This window comes from Variovorax boronicumulans (assembly GCF_009811375.1).
Taxonomy (GTDB): Bacteria; Pseudomonadota; Gammaproteobacteria; order Burkholderiales; family Burkholderiaceae_C; genus Variovorax; species Variovorax boronicumulans.
In genome coordinates, this window is sequence record NZ_BKDH01000001.1 from 1,672,551 (window position 1) to 1,693,281 (window position 20,731).

A 20,731-nucleotide genomic window follows, 5' to 3' on the forward strand; every position below is an offset into this window, starting at 1 on the left:
TCCCAGCAATCCAGAACCACAGCTTCGGAAGCACACCATGCAAGAACTGATCGAACAACTCGAAAAGAAGCGCGCCCAGGCGCGACTCGGCGGCGGGCAGAAGCGCATCGACGCGCAGCACGCCAAGGGCAAGCTCACGGCGCGCGAGCGCATCGAGCTGCTGCTCGACGACGGCACGTTTGAAGAGTGGGACATGTTCGTCGAGCACCGCTCGGTCGACTTCGGCATGGCCGAGCAGAAGATCCCCGGCGACGGCGTGGTCACGGGCTACGGCATGATCAACGGCCGCCTCGTGTTTGTGTTCAGCCAGGACTTCACGGTCTTCGGCGGCGCGCTCAGCGAAGCCCATGCCGAGAAGATCTGCAAGGTGATGGACCAGGCCATGAAGGTCGGCGCACCGGTCATCGGCCTGAACGATTCGGGCGGCGCCCGCATCCAGGAAGGCGTGGCCTCGCTGGGTGGCTATGCCGACGTGTTCCAGCGCAACGTGATGGCCTCGGGCGTGGTGCCGCAGATCAGCATGATCATGGGCCCATGCGCCGGCGGCGCCGTGTACTCGCCCGCCATGACCGACTTCATCTTCATGGTGAAGGACAGCAGCTACATGTTCGTCACCGGCCCCGAGGTGGTGAAGACCGTGACGCACGAGAGCGTGACGGCCGAAGAGCTTGGCGGTGCCATCACCCACACCACGCGCAGCGGCGTGGCCGACATGGCGTTCGAGAACGACGTCGAGGCGCTGATGATGCTGCGCCGCCTGTACAACTACCTGCCGCTGAACAACCGCGAGAAGCCGCCGGTGCGCCTGGGCAACGACGGCCAGGGCGACCCGGCCGACCGGCCCGACTACTCGCTGGACACGCTGGTGCCCGACAACCCGAACAAGCCCTACGACATCAAGGAACTGATCCTGAAGGTGGTGGACGACGGCGACTTCTTCGAGCTGCAGCCCGACTACGCGAAGAACATCGTGATCGGCTTCGCGCGCATGGAAGGCCAGACGGTCGGCATCGTGGCCAACCAGCCGCTGGTGCTGGCGGGCTGCCTGGACATCAAGAGCAGCATCAAGGCGGCGCGCTTCGTGCGCTTTTGCGATGCCTTCAACATCCCCGTCATCACCTTCGTCGACGTGCCCGGCTTCATGCCCGGCACCGGCCAGGAGTACGGCGGCATCATCAAGCACGGCGCCAAGCTGCTGTACGCGTACGCGGAGTGCACGGTGCCCAAGATCACCGTCATCACGCGCAAGGCCTACGGCGGTGCATACGACGTGATGGCCTCCAAGCACCTGCGCGGCGACGTCAACCTGGCCTGGCCGCGCGCCGAGATCGCGGTGATGGGCGCCAAGGGCGCGGTGGAGATCATCTTCCGCGAAGACAAGAACGACCCCGAGAAGCTCGCCGCCCGCGAGGCCGAGTACAAGGCCCGCTTCGCCAACCCGTACGTGGCCGGCGCGCGCGGCTACATCGACGACGTGATCCTGCCGCACGAGACGCGCAAGCGCATCTGCCGCTCGCTCGTGATGCTGCGCGAGAAGAAGCTCGAGAACCCGTGGCGCAAGCACGGAAACATTCCGCTCTGAGCCGCACGGAGAAAGAAGAACATGTTCAAGAAGATCCTGATCGCCAACCGTGGCGAAATCGCCTGCCGCGTGATTCAAACGGCCAAGAAGATGGGCATCCTCACCGTCGCCGTCTACTCCGACGCCGACAAGGAAGCCCGCCACGTCGAGCTGGCCGACGAGGCCGTGCACATCGGCGCCGCGCCCAGCCGCGAAAGCTACCTGCAGGCCGACCGCATCATCGCGGCCTGCAAGAAGACCGGCGCCGAGGCCGTGCATCCGGGCTACGGCTTCCTGTCGGAGAACGAAGCCTTTGCGCGCAAGGTCGAGGAAGAGGGCATTGCCTTCATCGGCCCGAAGCACTATTCGATCGCGGCCATGGGCGACAAGATCGCCTCGAAGAAGCTCGCGAACGAAGCCCAGGTCAACACCATCCCCGGCTGGAACGACGCCATCGAGACGGCCGAGCGCGCCGTCGAGATCGCCAAGGACATCGGCTACCCGGTGATGATCAAGGCCTCGGCCGGCGGCGGCGGCAAGGGCCTGCGCGTGGCCTTCAACGACAAGGAAGCCTTTGAGGGTTTCACTTCTTGCCGCAACGAGGCGCGCAATTCCTTCGGCGACGACCGTGTGTTCATCGAGAAGTTCGTCGAGGAGCCGCGCCACATCGAGATCCAGGTGCTGGGCGACTCGCACGGCAACGTCATCTACCTGAACGAGCGCGAGTGCTCCATTCAGCGCCGCCACCAGAAGGTGATCGAGGAGGCGCCGTCGCCCTTCATCACCGACGCCACGCGCAAGGCGATGGGCGAGCAGGCCGTGGCGCTGGCCAAGGCCGTGAAGTACCAGAGCGCGGGCACGGTGGAATTCGTGGTCGGCAAGGACCAGAGTTTCTACTTCCTGGAGATGAACACGCGCCTGCAGGTGGAGCACCCGGTGACGGAGTGCATCACCGGCCTGGACCTGGTCGAGCTGATGATCCGCGTGGCGGCCGGCGAGAAGCTGCCGCTGGCGCAGGCCGACGTGAAGCGCGACGGCTGGGCCATCGAGTGCCGCATCAATGCCGAAGACCCGTTCCGCAACTTCCTGCCCTCGACGGGCCGCCTGGTGAAGTTCCAGCCGCCGGCCGAGAGCATGTTCGCGAGCGACACCGGCCACCTGCACGGCGTGCGCGTGGACACCGGCGTGTACGACGGCGGCGAGATCCCGATGTACTACGACTCGATGATCGCCAAGCTCATCGTGCACGGCAAGGACCGCAACGAGGCGATCGCGCTCATGCGCGAGGCGCTCAACGGCTTCGTGATCCGCGGCATCAGCAGCAACATCCCGTTCCAGGCCGCGCTGCTGGCGCATCCGAAGTTCGTGGCGGGCGATTTCAACACCGGCTTCATCGCCGAGCACTACGGCAAGGGCTTCCATGCGGAAGACGTGCCGCACGCCGATCCGGCGTTCCTGGTGGCGCTGGCCGCCTTCGTCAACCGCCGCTACCGCGCGCGCGCCTCGGGCATCAGCGGGCAACTCGCGGGCCATGGCGTGAAGGTGGGCGAGCAGTTCGTGGTGGTCGAGCTGGGCCCCGAGGGCAAGCACGTGCACCACGCGGTGTCGGTGAGCGACTTCCAGGGCAAGACCGGCGCCAGCGCCGTCACGGTGGGCGACAAGCGCTACCAGATCGAGAGCGACTTCGCGCTCGGTGCGGTGCGCGTGCAGGGCACGGCCAACGGCAAGCCCTTCACGGCGCAGGTGGAGCGCGGCGCGGGCAAGAACCCGCTGGCGCTGCGCGTGTCGCACGACGGCACGCAGATCGAGACCATGGTGCTGTCGCCGCTGGGCGCGCGCCTGCTCGAGCTGATGCCCTACAAGGCACCGCCCGACCTGAGCAAGTTCCTGATGTCGCCGATGCCGGGCCTGCTGGTCGAGGTGTCGGTCCAGCCGGGGCAGCAGGTCCAGGCCGGCGAGAAGCTGGCTGTGATCGAGGCCATGAAGATGGAAAACGTGCTGTTCGCCACGCAGGACGGCGTGGTGGGCAAGATCTCGGCGGCCAAGGGCGAATCGCTCGCCGTCGACCAAATCATTCTGGAGTTCAACTGATGGGTGCCAACGACCTGCAACAAGCGGCAATCACGCTGCACCGCCCGGCCAAGGCCGTGGCGACGCCCCAGGGCCCCTGGTCCGTGGAGGCCATCCAGGCGCTGCTGGACAAGCCCTTCATGGAACTGCTGTTCGAGGCGCAGACCGTGCACCGCCGGCATTTCCCCGAGGGCGACATCGAACTGGCCACGCTGCTGTCGGTGAAGACCGGCGGCTGCCCCGAGAACTGCGGCTACTGCCCGCAGTCGGCCGAGTTCGACACCGGCGTGAAGGCACAGAAGCTCATGGAGGTCGACGAGGTGGTGCGCGCCGCGCAGGCCGCCAAGGACGCCGGCGCCACGCGCTTTTGCATGGGCGCCGCCTGGCGTGCGCCCAAGGACCGCGACGTCGAGAAGGTGGCGGTGCTGGTCGAGGCCGTGAAGGGCCTGGGCCTGCAGACCTGCGCCACGCTGGGCATGCTGGAGCCGCACCACGCGCAGCAGCTCAAGGCCGCGGGCCTCGATTACTACAACCACAACCTGGACACCGCGCCCGAGTACTACACCGACGTGGTCGACACGCGCACCTACCAGGACCGCCTGGACACGCTGGCGGCCGTGCGCAGCGCCGGCATCAGCGTGTGCTGCGGCGGCATCGTGGGCATGGGCGAGCAGCCGGTGCACCGCGCCGGGCTGATCGCGCAGCTCGCCAACATGGACCCGTACCCCGAGTCGGTGCCGATCAACAGCCTGGTGCGCGTGCCCGGCACGCCGCTGGCCGACTCGGAGCCGGTCGATCCCTTCGACTTCGTGCGCATGATCGCCGTGGCGCGCATCACGATGCCGACCGCGCGCGTGCGCCTGTCGGCCGGCCGCCAGCAGATGGGCGAGGCGGTGCAGGCCCTGTGCTTCATGGCCGGCGCCAACTCGATCTTCTACGGCGACAAGCTGCTGGTCACCGGCAACCCCGACGTCGATGCCGACGTGCAGCTGCTGCGCAAGCTCGGCCTGCGCTCGCACCGCACGCAGGAGCAGGCCGAAGAAGGCGGCTGCGCATGACCACGCCGCGTCCCTTCAAGGTGCTGGGCATCCAGCAGATCGCCATCGGCGGCCCCGACAAGCTGCGTCTGCAGAAGCTGTGGGTCGACATGCTGGGGCTCGAGGTGACGGGCACCTTCCGCAGCGAGCGCGAGAACGTCGACGAAGACATCTGTTCGATGGGCAGCGGCCCGTTCAAGGTCGAGGTCGACCTGATGCAGCCGCTGGACCCCGAGAAGAAACCGGCGGTGCACACCACGCCGCTGAACCACGTCGGCCTGTGGATCGACGACCTGCCCAAGGCCGTCGAATGGCTCACGGCGCAGGGTGTGCGCTTTGCGCCGGGCGGCATCCGCAAGGGCGCGGCCGGCTTCGACATCTGCTTCCTGCACCCCAAGGCCAACGACGAGTTCCCGATCTCGGGCGAGGGCGTGCTGGTCGAGATGGTGCAGGCGCCGCCCGAGGTGGTGACGGCCTTCAACGCGCTCGCCGCTACGCGCTGAGCGCCTTGCGCACCGGCGGCTTCACGTCGGCGCGCTGCGGCGGCAGCATCGGCTGGTGCTCGCGCGCCGGGTTCAGGATGATCGAGGTCGCGGTCTCGGTCAGGATGCAGAACTTGGCGAGCACCGCATCGAGGTGCGGCACGTCGATCACGGCGATCTCGAGGATCCAGCTGTCCTCGCCGGTCACGTTGTAGGCATTGACGCATTCGGGCGTCTCCTGCACCAGCTTCACCACGAGGTCGTAATCGGCGCGACCGACGCGGATGATCCCGCGGATGCCGTAGCCCAGCCGCGTGAGGTTCACGGTGGCGCGGTAGCCGGTGATGACGCCGGCGGCTTCCAGCTTTTTCACGCGCTCGGTCACGGCCGGCTGGCTCAGGTGCACGCGGCGGCCCAGCTCGGCCATGCTCAGGCGGGCGTCGGCCTGCAGTTCGGCCAGGATGCGGGTGTCGTGGGCGTCCAGCGTGGGGGTCAAGGTGAAGTCCATGGAAGTCCTTTAATTCGACGGTGCGGTGCGAGCAGAACCATGAATTTCGCATGGCTGCCGGCCCATGGCTTTCATACCATGACGGGCATTCCATACCAAGAAGAGACACCCTCGATATGTCGACACTCGCCACGCCCGCGCAGGCCGCGCCTGCCGCTTCCTCCTCGCGCCCCCGGCTGACGCCGCTGCTGTGGCTGTGCCTGGCCGCCACCTGGGTGGTCTGGGGCTCGACCTACCTGGCCATCAAGTACGCGCTGATCAGCTTTCCGCCGTTCCTGCAGATGGGCTCGCGCTTCCTGGTCGCGGGCGTGCTGCTGGCGGCGTGGATGCGCTGGCGCGGCACGCCCTGGCCGACGCGCCTCCAATGGCGCAATGCGCTGGTCGTCGGGGCGCTGATGCTCGGCGGCGGCATGGGTGGCACGGCGCTGGCCGAGGTGTCGATCGGCTCGGGGCTGGTGGTGGCATTCATTGCCGTCATTCCGTTGCTGATTGCGCTCTTGAACCTGATCTGGGGCGTGAAGCCGGCGCGGCTCGAAGCAGCGGGCATTGCGCTCGGGCTGGTCGGCGTGCTGATGCTCACGCAGGGCAGCGGCTTCAAGGCCTCGCCCGAAGGGCTGGTGGCGATCTGCGTGGCCTGCATCTGCTGGTCGCTCGGCAGCGTGCTGAGCCAGCGCAAGCTGCCGCTGGCGCCCGGTGCGATGGGCTTTGCGAGCGAGATGCTGTGCGGCGGCGTGGTGCTGATGGTGCTGGCTGCGGTGTCGGGCGAAACGATGAGTTGGCCGCCGCAGCCGGTGGCGCTGGGGGCGTGGGTCTACCTCGTGGTGTTCGGCTCGCTGATCGCGTTCAACGCCTACATGGTGCTGCTCGCGCAGGCGCCGGCCGGGGTGGCGGCGAGTTACACCTTCGTCAACCCGGTGATCGCGATGCTGCTGGGCGTGTGGATCGCCCACGAGACGGTCACGCGCTTCGAGTGGTACGCCGTGGGCGTGGTGCTGGCGGGCGTGCTGCTGTTGCTGTTCAAGCGCCCGCAGAAGGGCTGAGTTCGACGAGGCTCAGGCGGGGCGGCGCCAGAAGGCGAGGGTGGCGGCCAGCAGCCACATGCCGACCGCGCAGCTGCGGTTGAGCACCTTGAGGCCGCGGCGCGAGAGCCAGCGCACGGCCTGCGTGCCGGCGCCGGCATAGGCCAGCATCACGCAGGTGTCGAGCACCACGAAGATCGCGCCCAGCACCAGGTACTGCATGCCCTGGGGCTTGGCGGTGTCGATGAACTGCGGCAGGAAGGCCGCGAAGAACAGCACCGTCTTCGGGTTCGACAGCGCCACCATCAGGCTGCGCACGAGTGCGATGCGGCCGTGCGGACGGACCTCGATGGCCGACTTGGCCAGTGCCGTGCCCAGGTCGGTCGCTTCGCTGCGCCACAGCTTGATGCCAAGCCACACCAGGTAGGCCACGCCCGCGACGCGGATCGCGTTGAAGAGCCATTCCGAGGCCGCGAGCAGCGAGCCCAGCCCGAGCGCCACGACCGCGATCAGCGAGACGCTGCCGAGCGACGCGCCCGCGATGCCCCAGCTGGCGCGGCGCATGCCGCCGTCGATGCCGTTGGACAGCGCCAGCAGCATGGTCGGGCCGGGGATCACCGCCAGGGCGAGCGAGGCGACGGCATAGATCAGCAGGGTGTCGAGGGTCATGGTTTGTTGGCGGCTTGGCGCTGTTCGGCGGCGGCCCGGGCGCGCGCCAGGGCGGCTTCGACGATGGAGCGCTTGCGCGTGTCGGCGGCCTGCGGTTCGGCGGCGGCGGGGGGCGGCTCAGCCTCGCGCTTCGCGGTGTCACGATGTTGGGCGTGCAGCTTGTAGCGCTGCAATGCGGCCTCGGCCTGTGCCTGCGACCACGCCTGCCAGCCGCTGCGGCCGGGTGTTTCAACCTCGAGCGAGATGCAATCGACCGGGCAGACCGGAATGCACAGCTCGCACCCGGTGCAGTGCGCTTCGATCACCGTGTGCATGCGCTTGTGGATGCCGATGATCGCGTCGGTCGGGCAGGCGTCAAGGCAGAGCGTGCAGCCGATGCACCAGGCCTCGTCGATGACGGCCATGGCGCGCGGGCCTTCGGTGCCGAACTGCGGATCGAGCGGCAGCACGGGTCGGCCCGTGAGCAGCGCGAGGCGTTCGATGCCTTCGGCGCCGCCCGGCGGGCACTGGTTGATGTCGGCCTCGCCGTCGGCGATGGCCTGCGCGTAGCCCGCGCAATCGGGGTAGCCGCACCGTGTGCACTGCGTTTGAGGCAGTGCGTCGTTGATGCGTGCGGCCAGCCCGTTCACGGTGGGTGATGCGCGCGGCTCAGCGCGCGGCGCTGGCGCGGGGCTTCTTTGCCGCTGCGGCCGGCTTCCTGGCAGCCGGCGCGGCCTTCACGGCGACCGCTTTCTTGGCAGCGACCGGCGTCTTGCGGGCCGCGGCGGTGGCCACGACCTTCAGCTTCTGGCCCGGCTTGATGCGGTCTTCGGCCGGCAGCTCTTCGCGCGCACCGGCGCGGCGCTGGGGCTCGTCACTGGCGGCGATGAAGTTGCGCACCTTCGGGTAGACCAGATCGCGCCAGCGGCGGCCGCTGAAGATGCCGTAGTGGCCCGCGCCCTTGACTTCGTAGTGCTCGCGCTTGGCATCGGCGATGCCGGTGCACAGGCTGTGCGCGGCCTGGGTCTGGCCCGAGCCGGAGATGTCGTCGAGTTCGCCTTCGACGGTGAGCAGGGCGGTGGCGTGGATGTCCTGCGGACGCACACGCTCCACCTGGCCGGCGGGGCTCTTCACGTCCCAAGTGCCGTTGACCAGGTCGAAGTCCTGGAACACGGTGCGGATGGTTTCGAGGTAGTAGTCCGCGTCCATGTCGAGCACGGCGTTGTACTCGTCGTAGAACTTGCGGTGGGCTTCGGCGCTGGCGTCGTCACCCTTGATCAGGTCCTTGAAGTAGTCGTAGTGGCTGCTGGCGTGGCGGTCGGGGTTCATGGCCACGAAGCCCGTGTGCTGCAGGAAGCCCGGGTAGACCTTGCGGCCCGCGCCCGGGAAGCCTTGCGGCACGCGGTAGATCACGTTGTTCTCGAACCACTCGAAGCTCTTGTTGGTCGCGAGGTTGTTCACGGCCGTGGGCGATTTGCGCGCGTCGATCGGGCCGCCCATCATGGTCATCGTGAGGGGCAGCGGCTCGCCGCGGCTGGCCATGAGCGACACGGCAGCCAGCACCGGCACGGTGGGCTGGCACACGCTCACCACGTGGCAGTTGCCGTACTCGGCCTGCAGGCGGCGGATGAACTCCTGCACGTAGTTGATGTAGTCGTCCAGGTGGAACTCGCCGTCGGACAGCGGCACCAGGCGCGCGTTCTTCCAGTCGGTGATGTAGACCTTGTGGTCCTGCAGCATGGTGCGCACGGTGTCGCGCAGCAGCGTGGCGTAGTGGCCCGACAGCGGCGCCACGATCAGCACCACGGGCTGGCTCTTGAGCGTCTTGAGGATGTGCGGTTCGTCGGTGAAGCGCTTGAAGCGGCGCAGTTCGCAGAAGGGCTTGTCGAGCTCGACGGCCTCCTGGATCACGACCTCTTCGCCGTCGACCTTGACGGACTTGATGTTGAACTCGGGCTTCTCGTAGTCCTTGCCCAGCCGGTACAGCAGGTCATAGCCGGCGGCCATGCGCTGTGCCATCGGCAGTTGGCTCCAGACGGCGCCGGGACCGTAGAGCTTGGAGGCGGCCTGGGCGAAGTCCGAGAAGGGCTCCATCAGGGAACGCTGGGCTTCGTAGAGTTGATAGAGCATCGCGGGTCTTTGAGTGGATGTTGCAGTGCAATATATCAGTGCATTTGCCGCGGCGCAGGGGGCCGAACCCTAGCCCGCAGCGGGCTGGATTCGGCTTCTGTGGCCGAATGTGAACGAATCGTCAAAAAGTCGATTCAGTCACACCCGGTTGTCACCTAGATGACCTTCGCAATCGACGCGCAGACGTAGTCGATGTTCTTGCTGTTGAGCGCGGCGACGCACATGCGGCCGGTGTCGGTGCCGTACACGCCGAACTCGTTGCGCAGGCGCACCATCTGGTCCTTGGTCAGGCCCGAGTAGCTGAACATGCCGATCTGGGTGGTGATGAAGCTCATGTCTTCCTTCACGCCGGCGGCCTTCAGGCCGTCGACCAGCTTCTGGCGCATGGCCTTGATGCGCACGCGCATCTCGCCCAGTTCCTTTTCCCACAGGGCGCGCAGCTCGGGGGTGCCCAGCACCGCGGCCACCACGGCGCCGCCGTGGATCGGCGGGTTGCTGTAGTTGGTGCGGATGGCGATCTTGAGTTGCGACAGCACGCGGCTGGCTTCTTCCTTGTTCTCGCACAGCACCGACAGGGCGCCGACGCGTTCGCCGTACAGGCTGAAGCTCTTGGAGAACGAGGTCGAGACGAAGAAGGTCAGGCCGGCGTCGACGAACTTGGCGACGGCCGCGCCGTCTTCCTTCAGACCGTAGCCGAAGCCCTGGTAGGCCATGTCGAGGAAGGGCACGAGGCCCTTGGCCTTCACTGCGGCAACGACCAGGTCCCATTGCTCGGGGGTGATGTCGTAGCCGGTCGGGTTGTGGCAGCAGGCGTGCAGCACGACGATGGTGCCGGCCGGTGCCGCGTTCAGGGCGGCCAGCATGCCGTCGAAGTTGATGCCGCGCTGGGCGGCGTCGTAGTAGGGGTAGCTCTCGACCGTGAAGCCGGCGTTGGTGAACAGCGCGCGGTGGTTTTCCCAGCTCGGGTCGCTGATCAGCACGGTGGCGTTGGGGTTGAGCTTCTTGAGGAAGTCGGCGCCGACCTTCAGGCCGCCGGTGCCGCCGATGGCCTGGATGGTGGCCACGCGGCCGGAGGTGACGGGCTCGCTGTCGGGGCCGAAGACCAGGCCCTTGACGGCGTTGTCGTAGGCCACGATGCCGTCGATCGGCAGGTAGCCGCGGGCCGAGGGGGCCTTCATCATGTTCTGCTCTGCGGCCTGCACGCACTGGAGCAGGGGCAGCTTGCCGTTGTCGTCGTAATACACGCCGACGCCGAGATTGACCTTGAGGGGGTTGGTGTCGGCTGCAAATTGCTCGTTGAGGCCGAGGATCGGGTCGCGCGGCGCCATTTCGACCGCGGTGAACATAGACATGGAAAGGTCCTTTGGGATGAAAGCTTCGCTGGCAACCGGAGGAGGCTTTATCCTTTCCGGTTGCCTTGAATTTTACCGGCGCCACGCCACCTGTCGGGAACAGCCATGCCAGAGAACACCGAAGCCATAGCAGACCTGAAGAAAGTCGACCCGATAGGGCCGGCGAAGCAGGGCGAATTCATCCGCTACCCCGATTCGCCGTTCGAGCTGTTCCAGCCCTATCCACCGGCGGGCGACCAGCCCGCGGCCATCGACGGCCTGGTGGCCGGGGTGCTCGACGGCGAGGTGTTCCAGACCCTGCTGGGCGTGACCGGCTCGGGCAAGACCTTCACCATGGCCAACGTGATCGCCCGGCTGGGGCGCCCGGCCATCGTGTTCGCGCCCAACAAGACACTGGCGGCGCAGCTGTACAGCGAATTCCGCGAGTTCTTCCCGAAGAACGCCGTCGAGTACTTCGTGAGCTACTACGACTACTACCAGCCCGAGGCCTACGTGCCGCAGCGCGACCTGTTCATCGAGAAGGACTCCTCGATCAACGAGCACATCGAGCAGATGCGCCTGTCGGCCACCAAGAGCGTGCTGGAGCGGCGCGACACGGTCATCGTGGCCACGGTGAGCGCCATCTACGGCATCGGCACGCCCGAGGACTACATGGAGATGCGGCTGATCGCCCGCGTCGGCGACAAGGTCGGCCAGCGCGACCTGATCTCGCGGCTCATCCGCATGCAGTACACGCGCAACGAGCAGGACTTTGCGCGCGGCACGTTCCGGGTGCGCGGCGACACCATCGACGTGTTTCCGGCCGAGCACAGCGAACTGGCGATCCGCTTCGAGCTGTTCGACGACGAGATCGAGTCGCTGCAGCTGTTCGACCCGCTCACCGGGCGCATCCGCCAGAAGGTGCCACGCTTCACGGTGTACCCGTCGAGCCACTACGTGACGCCGCGCGACAAGGTGCTGGCGGCCGTGGAGACCATCAAGATCGAGCTGGCCGGCCGGCTCAAGGAGCTGACCGGCTCGGGCAAGCTGGTCGAGGCGCAGCGGCTGGAGCAGCGCACGCGCTTCGACCTCGAAATGCTGGCCGAGATCGGCCACTGCAAGGGCATCGAGAACTACACGCGGCACCTTTCGGGCGCGGAGCCCGGCGACCCGCCGGCGACGCTCACCGACTACATGCCGAAGGACTCGTTGATGTTCCTCGACGAGAGCCACCAGATGATGGGCCAGCTCAGCGCCATGTACAACGGCGACCGGGCGCGCAAGGTCACGCTGGTCGAGTACGGCTTTCGCTTGCCGAGCGCGCTGGACAACCGGCCGCTCAAGCTCGAGGAGTTCGAAAAGCGGGTGCGCCAGTGCATCTTCGTGTCGGCCACGCCGGCGCAGTACGAAAAGGACCACGCCGGCAACGTCGTCGAGCAGCTGGTGCGGCCCACCGGACTGATCGACCCCGAGGTCGAGGTGCGTCCCGCCACGCACCAGGTGGACGATGTGCTGGGCGAGATCCGCATCCGCGTCGAGAAGAACGAACGCGTGCTGATCACCACGCTGACCAAGCGCATGGCCGAGCAGCTCACCGACTACCTGGGCGACAACGGCGTGAAGGTGCGCTACCTGCACAGCGACGTCGACACGGTCGAGCGGGTTGAGATCCTGCGCGACCTGCGCTTGGGCACCTTCGACGTGCTGGTGGGCATCAACCTGCTGCGCGAGGGGCTGGACATTCCCGAGGTGTCGCTGGTGGCGATCCTCGATGCCGACAAGGAAGGCTTCCTGCGCGCGGAGCGCTCGCTGATCCAGACCATCGGCCGCGCGGCGCGCAACCTGAACGGCAAGGTCATTCTTTATGCCGACCGGATGACCGAGTCGATGAAGAAGGCCATGGGCGAGACCGAGCGCCGCCGCAACCGGCAGATCGCCCACAACGAGGCGAACGGCATCACGCCGCGCAGCATCGTGAAGCAGGTGCGCGACCTGATCGACGGCGTCTACAGCGAGAAGACCGGCAAGGAAATGGCCAAGCTCGACCTGGAACGCGCCAAGGTCGAGGACATGAGCGAAAAGGACATTGCCCGGGAAATCAAGCGGCTCGAAAAGCAGATGCTGGAGCACGCCCGCAACCTCGAGTTCGAAAAAGCGGCCCGGGTGCGCGACCAGCTGGCGCTGCTGCGCGAGCAGGCTTTCGGGGCGTCGGGCGGCGACAACATCGCCGGTTTGGCGTCCTGATTTCGGCTAGGCCATAAGTTCGCTTTCTTCAAGCGAACCGCGCTGGGGTTTACCCGAGCAGATCTCAGGGGCTTCTGCTATACTTGACCGAAATACTCAACAACAAAGAACTTCGCGATGAAGGACCGACTCCTACCGGCTGGTTCACCAGCGTCGGGGTCGGGCAGGGCGGAGACGAAGTCACCGCGGCCCAAGGCTGTGGTGTCATTTCAACGGTAAGCACTTGAAGGAGCTTGCGATGCGTCTCACTACCAAAGGCCGTTTTGCGGTCACAGCAATGATCGATCTGGCGTTGCGTCAGAACACCGGTCCGGTCACGCTGGCTGCGATCAGCCAGCGGCAGCAGATTTCGTTGTCGTATCTCGAACAGCTGTTCGGCAAACTGCGCCGCCACGAGCTGGTCGAGTCGACCCGCGGCCCCGGCGGCGGCTACAGCCTCGGACGCAAGGCGGCGGACATCACGGTCGCCGACATCATCGTGTCCGTCGACGAGCCGATCGATGCCACGCAGTGCGGCGGCAAGGAAAACTGCCTCGGTGAGCAGGGTCGCTGCATGACGCACGAGCTCTGGGCCTCGCTAAACCAGCGCATGGTCGAGTTCCTCGACTCCGTCACGCTGCAGAAGCTGGTCGACGACCAGATCGCCAAGGGCGTGCAGATCGAGAACAAGCCGGTCGTCAAGCGCGCCATCTCGGCCCAGCCGGTGGTCAAGCCCATCCGCGTGAATGCGCCGAATTCGGTCTTCGCCCTCGGCAACGTCTTCGCGAAGTCCTGACCCGATGAGTCCGGCGATGCCTGCGGGCATCGCCCTGAGTTTGCCCTGATCCCAGAACACAACCCCCCACGCCAGCCCGAGCCAGCCATGGACGTCACTCCTCATTTCCCGATCTATCTCGATTACGGCGCCACCACGCCGGTCGACCCGCGTGTGGTCGACGCCATGATTCCCTGGTTGCGCGAACATTTCGGCAACCCGGCATCGCGCAGCCACGCCTGGGGCTGGGAAGCCGAAGAGGCGGTCGAGAAGGCGCGCGGCCAGGTGGCCGACCTGATCAACGCCGACCCGCGTGAGATCGTCTGGTCGTCGGGTGCCACCGAGTCGATCAACCTGGCGCTCAAGGGCGCGGCCCACTTCTACAAGGGCAAGGGCAAGCACCTGATCACCCTGAAGACCGAGCACAAGGCCGTGCTCGACACCATGCGCGAACTCGAGCGCCAGGGCTTCGAAGTGACCTACCTCGACGTCGAGGAAAACGGCCTCGTCGATCTCGAGAAGTTCAAGGCGGCCATCCGTCCCGACACCATCCTGGCCAGCGTGCTCTTCGTGAACAACGAAATCGGCGTGATCCAGGACGTGGTCGCGCTGGGCAATGCCTGCCGCGAAAAGGGCGTGATCTTCCACGTCGACTCGGCCCAGGCCACCGGCAAGATCGACATCGACATCACGAAGCTGCCCATCGACCTGATGAGCCTGGCGTCGCACAAGACCTATGGCCCCAAGGGCATCGGCGCGCTGTACGTGCGCCGCAAGCCGCGCATCCGCCTCGAAGCGCAGATGCACGGCGGTGGCCATGAGCGCGGCATGCGTTCGGGCACGCTGCCCACGCATCAGATCGTCGGCATGGGCGAGGCCTACCGCATCGCCAAGCTCGAGATGAAGGACGACATCGCCCATGCGGCCCGCCTGCAGAAGCGCCTGCTCGACGGCCTGAAGGATGTCGAACAGGTCTTCATCAACGGCGACCTCGAGCGCCGCGTGCCGCACAACCTGAACATGAGCTTCAACTACGTCGAAGGCGAGTCGCTGATCATGGGCATCAAGGGCCTGGCGGTGTCGTCGGGTTCGGCCTGCACCTCGGCCAGCCTGGAGCCCAGCTATGTGCTGCGCGCCCTGGGCCGCAGCGACGAGCTGGCCCACAGCAGCCTGCGCATGACCATCGGCCGTTTCACGACCGAAGAAGAAATCGACTACGCCATCTCGACCATCAAGCACAACGTCGCCAAGCTGCGCGAGCTGAGCCCCCTGTGGGAGATGTTCCAGGACGGCGTCGACATCAGCACGATCCAGTGGTCGGCCCACTGACCCAGGCCAGCCCAAGGCTCCACGATTGAACAAAGTTTGAGAGGTACACCATGGCATATTCTTCCAAGGTCATCGACCACTACGAAAATCCCCGCAATGTCGGCTCCTTCGAAAAGGGCGACGACTCGGTAGGCACCGGCATGGTCGGCGCACCGGCTTGCGGCGACGTGATGAAGCTGCAGATCAAGGTCAACCCCGAAACCGGCGTGATCGAAGACGCGCGCTTCAAGACCTACGGCTGCGGCTCGGCCATCGCCTCGTCGTCGCTCGTGACCGAGTGGGTCAAGGGCAAGACGCTCGACGAAGCGGCGGCCCTCAAGAACGCGCAGATCGCCGAAGAACTGGCGCTGCCGCCGGTCAAGATCCACTGCTCGATCCTCGCGGAAGACGCCATCAAGGCGGCCGTGAGCGACTACAAGGCCAAGCACGGCGCCAAGACCCCCGAGTCGACCGCCGAAGCTGCTGTTCACTGAGATGGCCGTCACGCTGACCGAAGCCGCTGCGCGCCACGTCACCCGCTACCTCGGCAAACGGGGCAAGGGCGTGGGCGTGCGGCTGGGCGTGAAGACCACCGGCTGCTCGGGCCTGGCCTACAAGCTCGAGTACGTCGACGAGTTCACGCCTGAAGACGTGGTGTTCGAAGACCACGGCGTGAAGGTGCTGGTCGACCCGAAGAGCCTGGCCTACATCGACGGCACGCAGCTCGACTTCGTGCGCGAAGGCCTGAACGAGGGCTTCAAGTTCATCAATCCGAACGAACGTGATCGCTGCGGCTGCGGCGAAAGTTTTCGCATCTGATGCGTCGTCGCTGACCGCGACCACAGCCGCCACCATGTCATGTGCTGGCGGTTTTTTCTTGCCATGAATCTGAACGACACCGACTTCCAACTGTTCGCCGTCCCGGCGACCTTCGCGCAGGACCGCGCCGTGCTCGACGCGCGCTGGAAGGAACTGCAGCGCGAGGCGCACCCGGACCGCTTCGCCGCGCAGGGCGCCGCGGCGCAGCGCGTGGCCATGCAGTGGTCGGTGCGCATCAACGAGGCCTACCAGCGGCTCAAGGACCCGATCCGTCGCGCGAGCTACATCTGCGAACTCAACGGCGCGCCGCTGAATGCCGAGAACAACACGGCGATGCCGGGCGCTTTCCTCATGCAGCAGATGGAGTGGCGCGAAGCGCTCGACGACGCCCGCGACATCGCCGCCGTCGAGGTGCTGCAGGAGGACGTCGAAACCACGCGCGCCCGCGCACTCTCGTCGCTCGACTGGCTGATCGACGAGAAAGGCGACTACCCCGGCGCCGTGCAGCAGGTGAGAGCCCTCATGTTCATTGAGCGCTTCAGCCAGGACGTCGAAACAAAACTCGATCAGTTGGGACAATAAGCCCTTATGGCTCTTCTTCAGATTTCCGAACCCGGCCAGGCGCCCGATCCGCACCAGCGCCGCATCGCCGTGGGCATCGACCTTGGCACCACGCATTCGCTGGTGGCCTCGGTGCGCAACGGCGTGGCCGAGTGCCTGCCCGACGACCAGGGCCGCGTGCTGCTGCCCTCGGCCGTGCGCTACCTCGACGGCGACCGCCGCCAGATCGGCTTCGACGCCGTGGCTGCACGCGCGCAGGACCCCGCCAACACCATCACCTCGGTCAAGCGGCTCATGGGCCGCGGCCTGGCCGACATCGCGAACCGCGATGCCATGTCGTACCGCATCGGCGGTGACGACGGCGGCATGGTCAAGGTGCAGACCTCGGCAGGCGAGAAGTCGCCCGTCGAGATCAGCGCCGAGATCCTGGCCACGCTGCGCTACCGCGCCGAAGACACCTTCGACGACGAGCTCTACGGCGCCGTCATCACTGTGCCGGCGTACTTCGACGAGGGCCAGCGCCAGGCGACCAAGGACGCCGCACAGCTGGCAGGCCTGAACGTGCTGCGCTTGATCAGCGAGCCGACCGCCGCTGCCATTGCCTACGGTCTGGACAACGCGAGCGAAGGCGTCTACGCGGTCTACGACCTGGGCGGCGGCACCTTCGACATCTCGATCCTGCGGCTCACGCAGGGCGTGTTCGAAGTGATTGCCACGGGCGGCGATTCGGCTCTCGGCGGCGACGACTACGACCACGCCATCGCCGATTTCGTGCTCGCGCAGACCGGCCGCCAGGCCGGCAGCGACAATGACCGCGCCGCACTGCTCGTGGCCGCGCTTGCGGCGAAAGAAGCATTGACCGATGCCGAGTCGACCCTTTTCAGCGCCGCGCTGGCGGACGGCCATGCCGAGTTCACGCTGACGCGCGCGCAGTTCTTCGCCGCCACGCAGGCGCTCACCGACCGCACCCTCGCGGCCGTGCGCAAGGCGCTGCGCGATGCGAAGCTCAAGCCTGAAGACCTGCAGGGCATCGTGCTCGTCGGCGGCTCCACGCGCATGCCGCAGATCCGCAGCGCGGTGGCCGCCTATTTCGGCCGCGAGCCGCTGATCAACCTGAACCCCGACGAGGTCGTGGCGCTCGGCGCAGCCATCCAGGCCAACCAGCTGGCCGGCAACAACGGCGCGGGCGAACTGCTGCTGCTCGACGTGATCCCGCTGTCGCTCGGCATCGAGACCATGGGCGGCCTGGTCGAGCGCATCGTGCCGCGCAACCAGACCATCCCGACCGCGATGGCGCAGGACTTCACGACCTACCAGGACGGCCAGACCGCGTTGGCGCTGCATGTGGTGCAGGGCGAGCGCGACCTCGTGTCCGACTGCCGCAGCCTCGCGCGCTTCACGCTGCGCGGCATCCCGCCGATGGCGGCCGGTGCGGCGCGCATCCGCGTGACCTTCACCGTCGACGCCGACGGCCTGCTGAGCGTGAGCGCCAAGGAGCAGGGCAGCGGCGTCGAGGCCAGCGTGGCGGTCAAGCCGTCGTACGGCTTGTCGGACGACCAGATCGCGGCCATGCTGCAGGAAAGCTTCTCCACCGCCCAGCAGGACATGCAGGCCCGTGCGCTGGTGGAATCGCGCGTCGATGCCGACCGCATGCTGCTGGCCACGCAGAGCGCGCTCGATGCCGACGGCGACCTGCTGAGCGCTGAAGAGCGCGCCGCCATCGACGCCTCGATGGCGCAGCTGCGCGACGTTGCCAAGAGCAGCAACGAAGCCGCCGCGATCGAAGCCGCCACGAAGGCGCTGGCCAACGACACCGAAGCCTTCGCCGCCCAGCGCATGAACGCGGGCATTGCACGCGCGCTCGCGGGCCGCAAGGTCGAATCCCTGTAGACAGAACCATTTCATGCCCACGATCAAGATCTACCCGCATCCCGAGTACTGCCCGCAAGGCGCCGAGATCACCGCGCCCGCCGGTACCTCGATCTGCGAGGCCCTGCTCGACAACGACATCAACATCGAGCACGCCTGCGAGATGAGCTGCGCCTGCACCACCTGCCACGTGATCGTGCGCGCGGGCTTCGACTCGCTGAACGAAGCGGAAGAGGGCGAAGAAGATTTGCTCGACCGTGCCTGGGGCCTGGAGCCGCAATCGCGCCTGAGTTGCCAGTCGATCCTGGCGCAGGAGAATGTGACGATCGAGATTCCGAAGTACTCGATCAACCACGCCAAGGAAAATCACTGATGTCGCGCCAGATCGTTCTCGATACCGAAACCACCGGGCTCTCTGCGGAGAACGGCGACCGCATCATCGAGCTGGGCTGCGTGGAGCTGTTCGCGCGCAAGCTCACCGGCAACGACCTGCACATCTACTTCAACCCGGAGCGCGAGAGCCACGAGGACGCACTCAAGGTCCACGGCCTGACCACCGACTTCCTGCGCGACAAGCCGAAGTTCGCCACGCTGGGCAAGGACATCATCGAGTATCTGCGCGACGCCGAGCTGATCATTCACAACGCGGCCTTCGACGTCGGCTTTCTCAACAAGGAATTCGAGCGCGCCGGCCTGCCGCCGCTCAAGACCTTCGTGAGCGAAGTGACCGACACGCTGGCCATGGCCAAGCTGGTGTACCCGGGCAAGCGCAATTCGCTCGATGCGCTGTGCGACCGCTTCGGCGTCGACCGCTCGAACCGCACCTTCCACGGCGCCAAGCTCGACGCGCAGCTGCTCGCCGACGTCTACATCAACCTCACGCGCGGGCAGGACGCCCTGCTGATCGACGTGGCCTCGAACGAGCCCGCGCAGGGCACGACGGTCGTGGCCATCGACCTGAGCCAGTTCGAGCTGCCGGTGATCGCGGCGGCCGAGCACGAACTCAGCGCGCACGAGGCCGTGTTGTCGCAACTCGACAAATCCAGCGGCGGAAAAACTTTATTTCGCCAAAACGGCTGAAAAGCTATGGCATAATCTGAGGCTTCGCACAACGCGATACGTGTTCAAGACACTGAACTCAAAAGCAGTGTCTCAGGGCGGTTAGCTCAGGGGTAGAGCACAGCATTCACACTGCTGGGGTCGGAGGTTCGAAGCCTCCACCGCCCACCATTTCAGACCTACGACAGACGGCACCATCAGGTGCCGTTTTCGTTTCAGGCGGCACCTTCGGGTGCCGTTTTTGTTGGTCCCGCGCAGATCCCGATGCCATTCGGGACGGGTCTGCCGCGCTCAGAAGGAGCGGCCTTCGCGGTTGCGCCGCAGGTCGGCCTCCACCATCATCGCGCACAGCTCCTCCAGCGTCGTCCGCGGCTCCCAGCCCAGCGTTCTCCTGGCATGCGACGCATCGCCGATGAGCAGTTCCACTTCCGCGGGCCGATAGAACTTCGGATCGATCCTCACGAGGACCTTGCCGCTCTCGCGGTCGATGGCGACCTCTTCCTGCGCCGTCCCTTCGAAGCGGAGTTCGTAGCCCGCGGCCCTGAACGCCATGTCGACGAAATCCCGCACGGTTTCCGTGCGGTTGGTGGCGAGCACGTAGTTGTCCGGCTTGTCGGCCTGCAGCATGCGCCACATGCCATCGACGTATTCCTTCGCATAGCCCCAGTCGCGCTTGGCGTCCATGTTGCCCAGCGTGAGCACATCGAGCTTGCCGAGCCTGATCTTGGCCGCCGCGTCGGTGACCTTGCGCGTCACGAATTCGCGGCCGCGCAACGGGCTCTCGTGATTGAACAGGATGCCGCAGCATCCGAAGAGCCCGTAGCTCTCGCGGTAGTTCATCGTCATCCAGTGGGCGAAGAGCTTGGAGACGCCGTACGGGCTGCGGGGATAGAAGGGCGTGTCTTCTTTCTGCGGAATGGCCTGGACGTTGCCGAACATCTCCGACGTCGAGGCCTGGTAGTACCGGATCCCGCGGTCCGTCAGGCGGATCGCGTCGAGCAGGTGGAGGGTGCCCAGCCCGTTGATGTTCGTGGTGGCTTCGGGCTGGTTGAAGCTCGCGCCCACGTAGCTCTGCGCCGCCAGGTTGTAGACCTCGTCGGGCTGCGCATCGCGAATGAGCGTGATCGAACTGCCCAGGTCCGTCAGGTCGTACTCCACGAGATGAAGCTCCGGATGGTCCTGGATGCCGAGCGACTCGATGCGCCAGAAGTTCACCGAACTGGTTCGGCGGAAGGTTCCGTAGACGGTGTAGCCCTTGCCCAGCAGCAGCTCGGCCAGGTACGCCCCGTCCTGTCCGGTAATGCCAGTGACGACAGCACGTTTTTTCATGG

At 66.3% G+C, this 20,731-nt stretch carries 20 protein-coding genes and 1 tRNA gene; 15 read left to right on the top strand and 6 right to left on the bottom strand.

Features of this window, described 5'->3' with window-relative positions; translation table 11 throughout:
• Positions 1-37 precede the first annotated feature (37 nt).
• From VHAB30_RS07570 to VHAB30_RS07585, 4 genes are read left to right on the top strand one after another with little or no spacing between them, the layout of a single operon-like run.
• Complete coding sequence (locus VHAB30_RS07570) at positions 38-1,582, top strand: acyl-CoA carboxylase subunit beta (RefSeq protein ID WP_062473211.1); 1,545 nt, start codon at positions 38-40, stop codon at positions 1,580-1,582.
• A 21-nt stretch (positions 1,583-1,603) separates the two neighbouring features.
• Positions 1,604-3,652 carry an acetyl-CoA carboxylase biotin carboxylase subunit gene (accC, locus tag VHAB30_RS07575; RefSeq protein WP_095745698.1) on the top strand — a complete coding sequence of 683 codons (2,049 nt, stop codon included), beginning with the start codon at positions 1,604-1,606 and terminating at the stop codon, positions 3,650-3,652.
• Positions 3,652-4,689, top strand: coding sequence for a biotin synthase BioB (gene bioB, locus VHAB30_RS07580; protein WP_062473215.1), 1,038 nt, complete (start codon positions 3,652-3,654; stop codon positions 4,687-4,689). The genes accC and bioB overlap by 1 nt, the downstream gene beginning before the upstream one ends.
• Complete coding sequence (locus VHAB30_RS07585) at positions 4,686-5,171, top strand: VOC family protein (protein WP_056580047.1); 486 nt, start codon at positions 4,686-4,688, stop codon at positions 5,169-5,171. The genes bioB and VHAB30_RS07585 overlap by 4 nt, the downstream gene beginning before the upstream one ends.
• Here the strand turns inward: VHAB30_RS07585 and VHAB30_RS07590 are convergent.
• The gene (locus VHAB30_RS07590; protein ID WP_062473217.1) at positions 5,161-5,658 is read right to left on the bottom strand and encodes an Lrp/AsnC family transcriptional regulator; all 498 of its coding nucleotides are present in this window, start codon (positions 5,656-5,658) and stop codon (positions 5,161-5,163) included. The genes VHAB30_RS07585 and VHAB30_RS07590 overlap by 11 nt on opposite strands.
• A gap of 116 nt (positions 5,659-5,774) precedes the next feature.
• Between VHAB30_RS07590 and yedA the strand changes: the two genes are divergently transcribed.
• Positions 5,775-6,698: a drug/metabolite exporter YedA gene (gene yedA, locus VHAB30_RS07595; RefSeq protein ID WP_159276428.1), complete on the top strand. Its 924-nt coding sequence runs from the start codon at positions 5,775-5,777 to the stop codon at positions 6,696-6,698.
• Between the two features lie 12 nt (positions 6,699-6,710).
• On the opposite strand, the gene VHAB30_RS07600 is transcribed toward yedA, so the two are convergent.
• The 4 genes from VHAB30_RS07600 to VHAB30_RS07615 all read right to left on the bottom strand — a co-directional run bounded on the left by VHAB30_RS07600 (position 6,711) and on the right by VHAB30_RS07615 (position 10,807).
• The gene (locus VHAB30_RS07600) at positions 6,711-7,346 is read right to left on the bottom strand and encodes a LysE family translocator (RefSeq protein ID WP_101490007.1); all 636 of its coding nucleotides are present in this window, start codon (positions 7,344-7,346) and stop codon (positions 6,711-6,713) included.
• Complete coding sequence (locus VHAB30_RS07605) at positions 7,343-7,975, bottom strand: RnfABCDGE type electron transport complex subunit B (RefSeq protein WP_159276430.1); 633 nt, start codon at positions 7,973-7,975, stop codon at positions 7,343-7,345. The genes VHAB30_RS07600 and VHAB30_RS07605 overlap by 4 nt, the downstream gene beginning before the upstream one ends.
• 19 nt (positions 7,976-7,994) lie before the next feature.
• Positions 7,995-9,455, bottom strand: coding sequence for a polyhydroxyalkanoate depolymerase (locus VHAB30_RS07610; RefSeq protein WP_070061058.1), 1,461 nt, complete (start codon positions 9,453-9,455; stop codon positions 7,995-7,997).
• Between the two features lie 155 nt (positions 9,456-9,610).
• Positions 9,611-10,807 (bottom strand): amino acid aminotransferase, encoded by a 1,197-nt coding sequence (locus VHAB30_RS07615; protein ID WP_159276432.1) that lies wholly within the window; start codon positions 10,805-10,807, stop codon positions 9,611-9,613.
• Positions 10,808-10,912: 105 nt separating this feature from the next.
• Here VHAB30_RS07615 and uvrB point away from each other — a divergent pair, with 105 nt between their 5' ends.
• The 10 genes from uvrB to VHAB30_RS07665 all read left to right on the top strand — a co-directional run bounded on the left by uvrB (position 10,913) and on the right by VHAB30_RS07665 (position 19,571).
• Positions 10,913-13,030 (top strand): excinuclease ABC subunit UvrB, encoded by a 2,118-nt coding sequence (gene uvrB, locus VHAB30_RS07620; protein ID WP_159276434.1) that lies wholly within the window; start codon positions 10,913-10,915, stop codon positions 13,028-13,030.
• A gap of 238 nt (positions 13,031-13,268) precedes the next feature.
• Complete coding sequence (gene iscR / locus VHAB30_RS07625) at positions 13,269-13,805, top strand: Fe-S cluster assembly transcriptional regulator IscR (protein WP_056580055.1); 537 nt, start codon at positions 13,269-13,271, stop codon at positions 13,803-13,805.
• Positions 13,806-13,892: 87 nt separating this feature from the next.
• Entirely contained in the window at positions 13,893-15,113 is a 1,221-nt protein-coding gene (locus VHAB30_RS07630) for an IscS subfamily cysteine desulfurase (protein WP_062473230.1), read from the top strand.
• Between the two features lie 50 nt (positions 15,114-15,163).
• The gene (gene iscU, locus VHAB30_RS07635; RefSeq protein WP_062473231.1) at positions 15,164-15,586 is read left to right on the top strand and encodes a Fe-S cluster assembly scaffold IscU; all 423 of its coding nucleotides are present in this window, start codon (positions 15,164-15,166) and stop codon (positions 15,584-15,586) included.
• Between the two features lies 1 nt (position 15,587).
• Positions 15,588-15,911: an iron-sulfur cluster assembly protein IscA gene (iscA, locus tag VHAB30_RS07640; RefSeq protein WP_007828190.1), complete on the top strand. Its 324-nt coding sequence runs from the start codon at positions 15,588-15,590 to the stop codon at positions 15,909-15,911.
• Between the two features lie 63 nt (positions 15,912-15,974).
• Positions 15,975-16,493: a Fe-S protein assembly co-chaperone HscB gene (hscB, locus tag VHAB30_RS07645; RefSeq protein WP_095947180.1), complete on the top strand. Its 519-nt coding sequence runs from the start codon at positions 15,975-15,977 to the stop codon at positions 16,491-16,493.
• A gap of 6 nt (positions 16,494-16,499) precedes the next feature.
• A complete protein-coding gene (gene hscA, locus VHAB30_RS07650; RefSeq protein WP_159276436.1) occupies positions 16,500-18,362 on the top strand; it encodes a Fe-S protein assembly chaperone HscA in 1,863 nt (620 codons plus the stop codon).
• Between the two features lie 13 nt (positions 18,363-18,375).
• Positions 18,376-18,714, top strand: coding sequence for an ISC system 2Fe-2S type ferredoxin (fdx, locus tag VHAB30_RS07655; RefSeq protein WP_062473234.1), 339 nt, complete (start codon positions 18,376-18,378; stop codon positions 18,712-18,714).
• A complete protein-coding gene (gene dnaQ, locus VHAB30_RS07660; protein WP_070061050.1) occupies positions 18,714-19,421 on the top strand; it encodes a DNA polymerase III subunit epsilon in 708 nt (235 codons plus the stop codon). Before fdx ends, dnaQ begins: the two co-directional genes overlap by 1 nt.
• A 75-nt stretch (positions 19,422-19,496) precedes the next feature.
• Positions 19,497-19,571, top strand: a tRNA-Val gene (locus VHAB30_RS07665).
• A gap of 120 nt (positions 19,572-19,691) precedes the next feature.
• On the opposite strand, the gene gmd is transcribed toward VHAB30_RS07665, so the two are convergent.
• Positions 19,692-20,729, bottom strand: coding sequence for a GDP-mannose 4,6-dehydratase (gene gmd / locus VHAB30_RS07670; RefSeq protein ID WP_159276438.1), 1,038 nt, complete (start codon positions 20,727-20,729; stop codon positions 19,692-19,694).
• Positions 20,730-20,731: the final 2 nt, after the last annotated feature.

Excerpts from the sequence above, each read along its gene's own strand:
- accC (WP_095745698.1), top strand. The coding sequence starts at position 1,604 with ATGTTCAAGAAGATCCTGATCGCCAACCGTGGCGAAATCGCCTGCCGC.
- bioB (WP_062473215.1), top strand. The coding sequence starts at position 3,652 with ATGGGTGCCAACGACCTGCAACAAGCGGCAATCACGCTGCACCGCCCG.
- gmd (WP_159276438.1), bottom strand. The coding sequence starts at position 20,729 with ATGAAAAAACGTGCTGTCGTCACTGGCATTACCGGACAGGACGGGGCG.
- VHAB30_RS07590 (WP_062473217.1), bottom strand. The coding sequence starts at position 5,658 with ATGGACTTCACCTTGACCCCCACGCTGGACGCCCACGACACCCGCATC.
- VHAB30_RS07585 (WP_056580047.1), top strand. The coding sequence starts at position 4,686 with ATGACCACGCCGCGTCCCTTCAAGGTGCTGGGCATCCAGCAGATCGCC.
- VHAB30_RS07630 (WP_062473230.1), top strand. The coding sequence starts at position 13,893 with ATGGACGTCACTCCTCATTTCCCGATCTATCTCGATTACGGCGCCACC.
- dnaQ (WP_070061050.1), top strand. The coding sequence starts at position 18,714 with ATGTCGCGCCAGATCGTTCTCGATACCGAAACCACCGGGCTCTCTGCG.
- hscB (WP_095947180.1), top strand. The coding sequence starts at position 15,975 with ATGAATCTGAACGACACCGACTTCCAACTGTTCGCCGTCCCGGCGACC.
- iscU (WP_062473231.1), top strand. The coding sequence starts at position 15,164 with ATGGCATATTCTTCCAAGGTCATCGACCACTACGAAAATCCCCGCAAT.
- fdx (WP_062473234.1), top strand. The coding sequence starts at position 18,376 with ATGCCCACGATCAAGATCTACCCGCATCCCGAGTACTGCCCGCAAGGC.
- VHAB30_RS07570 (WP_062473211.1), top strand. The coding sequence starts at position 38 with ATGCAAGAACTGATCGAACAACTCGAAAAGAAGCGCGCCCAGGCGCGA.
- iscR (WP_056580055.1), top strand. The coding sequence starts at position 13,269 with ATGCGTCTCACTACCAAAGGCCGTTTTGCGGTCACAGCAATGATCGAT.
- uvrB (WP_159276434.1), top strand. The coding sequence starts at position 10,913 with ATGCCAGAGAACACCGAAGCCATAGCAGACCTGAAGAAAGTCGACCCG.
- VHAB30_RS07615 (WP_159276432.1), bottom strand. The coding sequence starts at position 10,807 with ATGTCTATGTTCACCGCGGTCGAAATGGCGCCGCGCGACCCGATCCTC.
- iscA (WP_007828190.1), top strand. The coding sequence starts at position 15,588 with ATGGCCGTCACGCTGACCGAAGCCGCTGCGCGCCACGTCACCCGCTAC.
- yedA (WP_159276428.1), top strand. The coding sequence starts at position 5,775 with ATGTCGACACTCGCCACGCCCGCGCAGGCCGCGCCTGCCGCTTCCTCC.
- VHAB30_RS07600 (WP_101490007.1), bottom strand. The coding sequence starts at position 7,346 with ATGACCCTCGACACCCTGCTGATCTATGCCGTCGCCTCGCTCGCCCTG.
- hscA (WP_159276436.1), top strand. The coding sequence starts at position 16,500 with ATGGCTCTTCTTCAGATTTCCGAACCCGGCCAGGCGCCCGATCCGCAC.
- VHAB30_RS07610 (WP_070061058.1), bottom strand. The coding sequence starts at position 9,455 with ATGCTCTATCAACTCTACGAAGCCCAGCGTTCCCTGATGGAGCCCTTC.